Annotated in this window: 4 protein-coding genes; 2 read left to right on the top strand and 2 right to left on the bottom strand. The window is 70.2% G+C overall.

Going from position 1 to position 3,118, the window contains the following annotated elements; genetic code table 11:
* Positions 1–105 precede the first annotated feature (105 nt).
* Both ACTIGN_RS17515 and panD read right to left on the bottom strand, forming a co-directional pair.
* Positions 106–1,311, bottom strand: a complete 1,206-nt coding sequence (locus tag ACTIGN_RS17515) for a molybdopterin molybdotransferase MoeA (protein ID WP_439626120.1) — start codon at positions 1,309–1,311, stop codon at positions 106–108.
* Between the two features lie 101 nt (positions 1,312–1,412).
* Positions 1,413–1,760, bottom strand: a complete 348-nt coding sequence (gene panD, locus ACTIGN_RS17510; RefSeq protein WP_439626118.1) for an aspartate 1-decarboxylase — start codon at positions 1,758–1,760, stop codon at positions 1,413–1,415.
* A gap of 207 nt (positions 1,761–1,967) precedes the next feature.
* Between panD and ACTIGN_RS17505 the strand changes: the two genes are divergently transcribed.
* Both ACTIGN_RS17505 and ACTIGN_RS17500 read left to right on the top strand, forming a co-directional pair.
* Positions 1,968–2,618 (top strand): 3-keto-disaccharide hydrolase, encoded by a 651-nt coding sequence (locus ACTIGN_RS17505; protein ID WP_439626116.1) that lies wholly within the window; start codon positions 1,968–1,970, stop codon positions 2,616–2,618.
* 276 nt (positions 2,619–2,894) lie between these two features.
* A partial coding sequence (locus ACTIGN_RS17500) for a prepilin-type N-terminal cleavage/methylation domain-containing protein (RefSeq protein WP_439626114.1) occupies positions 2,895–3,118 on the top strand: 224 nt, incomplete at its 3' end.

Here is a 3,118-nt window from a genome sequence, read left to right as displayed (position 1 = left end):
ACCTCGCCCCGTTCCTACGGGGAGAGGTCGCCGCGCTTCGCGGCGGGTGAGGGGGTGCCACGCACACGAGATTACCAGTCGCGCGGACCGGTCTGCGGCACCGTGTTAGTTTAGCAACACCACCTGCGCCAGCGAACCCGGGTCGAGCCGCGCCTCGCCCGCGGGAAGCACCAGCAGCGCGTCGGCGGCGGCCAGCCCGCGGAGGTCCGGCGCGCCGAGCCACGGCAGCGGCCGCACCGCGTACCCGGTCGGCCCGACTTCGAGCTTCGCGGGGCGGTACGTCGGCCGGTCGTTCACCTCCGCGACCGCCTCGGCCAGCGGCAGCGTCACGGTCGTCGGGCCGGGGACTGAGTGGCCCGCAAGGACTCGCAGCGCCGGCCGCACGAACAGCTCGAAGCACACCGCCGCACTCACGGGGTTGCCCGGGAGCCCGAACACGAGCGTGCCGCCGCGGGAGCCGAACAGCAGCGGCTTCCCGGGCTTCATCCGCACCTGCCGGACGTGCGTGGCGACGCCGAGTTCCCCCAGCACCGCCGGCACCAGGTCATACTTCCCGACCGACACGCCGCCGGCGACGAGCAGCACGTCGGTGCCGTCAAGTTCGTCGCCGACGAGCTTGAGGAGTTCGGGGAGCGTGTCCGGGCCGATCCCGCGGTGCGTCGCGACGCCCCCGGCCCGCACCACCTGCGCGGCGAGCATCGGGCCGTTCGAGTTGCGGATCTGCCCCGGTCGGAGCGGCCGACCCGGCTCGACCAGTTCGTTACCCGTGGGAAGGACGAACACCCGCGGGGCCGGGAACAGCTTCGCCTCGACGAGCCCGAGCCCGGCCAGCACGCCGAGCGCCGCGGGGGTCAGCGCCGTGCCGGCGGCGAGCACCACGTCCCCGGCCCGCATCTCGGTCCCGCGGGCGAACACCCACTGCCCCGGCTTCACCCGCTCGTCGGTGACGCGCACCGCGGCGTCGCCGGCCGGCTGCGTGTCCTCCTGCATGACGACCGCGTCGGCCCCCTCGGGCATGGGGGCACCCGTGAAGATGCGGGCGCACTCGCCGGGCGCGACCGCCTTCGTCGGAACGACCCCCGCGGCGATCTCGCTCGTGACGCGCAACTCGCGGCCGGGAAGGGAACAGTCGGCCGAGCGCACCGCGTACCCGTCGCGGAGCGACTTGGGGAACGGGGGCGAGTCGGCGTCGGCCCGCACGTCGACCGCGAGGACGCGGCCGAGCGCGTCGGGCGCGAGCCGGGCCGCGGTCGGCGGCAGCGGCCGGACCCGGGCGAGGACCTCGGCGAGTGCGTCCGCGACGTCGAGCATGGGCGGGTCCTCTCATGCAGGCGTCTGGTCCGAGCCCGAGCGCCGAGCGAGGGTCCACGCGCTCCCTCGCTCGGCGCTCGGGCTCGGACCAGGCACGCGGGTCACTTCCGCCGGTTCCCCTCGCCGAGCAGGACGACCGTCGGCTTGTGGGCGCGGGCCTCGGCGTCGTCGAACTCGGCGAACGTCGCGATGATGACCAGGTCGCCGGGGCGGATCAGGTGCGCCCCCGCCCCGTTCACGCACACCTCGCCGCTCCCCCGCTTGCCCGGTAGCGCGTACGTCGTCAGCCGGGTGCCGTTGGTCACGTCCCAGACGTGGATCTGCTCGTTGGGCAGGATGTCCGCGGCGTCGAGCAGGTCGGCGTCGACGGTCAGGCTCCCCTCGTAGTGCAACTCGGCCGCGGTCACCGTCGCCCGGTGCAGCTTCGACTTCATCATGTGCCGGCGCATCGAACCCTCCCGTGGTGCTCGGTGACATTCTACGGCCCCGGGCTGGGACCGAATCGCGTGGATCAGTTGCTCCGGGTGGGGCAGGCATTCTTGCCTGCCTCCGGTCGCGTCCGGAGGCAGGCAAGAATGCCTGCCCCACCAGACAGAAACCAATCCTGGAGATTCGGCATAAGATGGCGGCAGTCCCGCCCCCCCAGGAGTCCGCAGATGCGAACGGTGTTGAAGGTGTGTGTCGTGGCGGCCGCGCTCGCGGTCACCGCCGGGGCCGACGACAAGGCCGCGAAGCCCCCGGAGGGGTTCACGCCGCTGTTCGACGGCAAGACCCTCGACGGGTGGAAGGCCACGGGCAAGGCCGACCAGTGGGCCGCCGAGGGCGGGTCGATCGTGTGCAAGGGCGGCGGCGGCGGGTACCTGCTCACCGACAAGGAGTACGGCGACTTCGAGTTCCGGTGCGAGTACAAGTGGGGCAAGGCCGGGGGCAACAGCGGCGTCGCGCTCCGCACCCCGCCCAAGGGCGACCCGGCCTACGTGGGCATGGAGATCCAGCTCATCGACGACGAGGGCTGGCCGGGCAAGCTCGCCGACTACCAGCACACCGGCTCGATCTACGACGTGCAGCCCGCCAAGGAGGCCGCGAACAAGAAGATCGGCGAGTGGAACACGGTCCGCATCGTGTGCCAGGGCCGCAAGGTGACCATCACGCAGAACGACAAGGAGTTGGTGAGCGCGAACCTGGACGACTACGAGAAGAAGTTCGACAAGCACCCCGGCCTGAAGCGCGAGAAGGGGCACATCGGGTTCCAGAGCTACAACGTCCACGTCGAGTTCCGCAACGTGTACGTCAAAGAACTGAAGTAAAAACAGAGAAGCGATGGGACGCGGACGACGCGGAGCAAAGACGGGATCGAAAGCCGATCAGACGAGAGCGCAGTTCAACGAATTGCGTTCTTCTGATCCTCTTCGATCCTGCGTCTCATCCGCGTCGTCCGCGTCCCATCGCTTCCCGCCTTTCGCTTCCCGCCGTCCCGCCGGCTTCTTGCCGAAACTTGTGCTATCTTTAGGATGAGTCCGGCCGGCCTGCGCGACGCGGGCGGCGGTTCATTCGGTCACGTCTTCGGTTCGAGGAGTTCGTCCATGCCCACGTCCCACTCCCCCCGGCGGGGGGCGTTCACGCTCATTGAACTGCTGGTCGTCATTGCCATTATCGCCATCCTGATCGGCCTGCTGCTGCCGGCGGTGCAGAAGGTGCGCGAGGCGGCCGCCCGCATGAAGTGCCAGAACAACCTCAAGCAGATGGCGCTCGGGGGTATGCGTCGCGAAAGTTGGTGGGAACTGTGTTCAGTTCGGTGTAGCTTTGA

The sequence above is a fragment of the Gemmata sp. genome, from assembly GCF_051859125.1.
In the GTDB taxonomy this organism is placed as follows: domain Bacteria; phylum Planctomycetota; class Planctomycetia; order Gemmatales; family Gemmataceae; genus Gemmata.
Note: the sequence above shows the minus strand (reverse complement) of the source record. Positions and strands in the feature narration are given on the sequence as shown.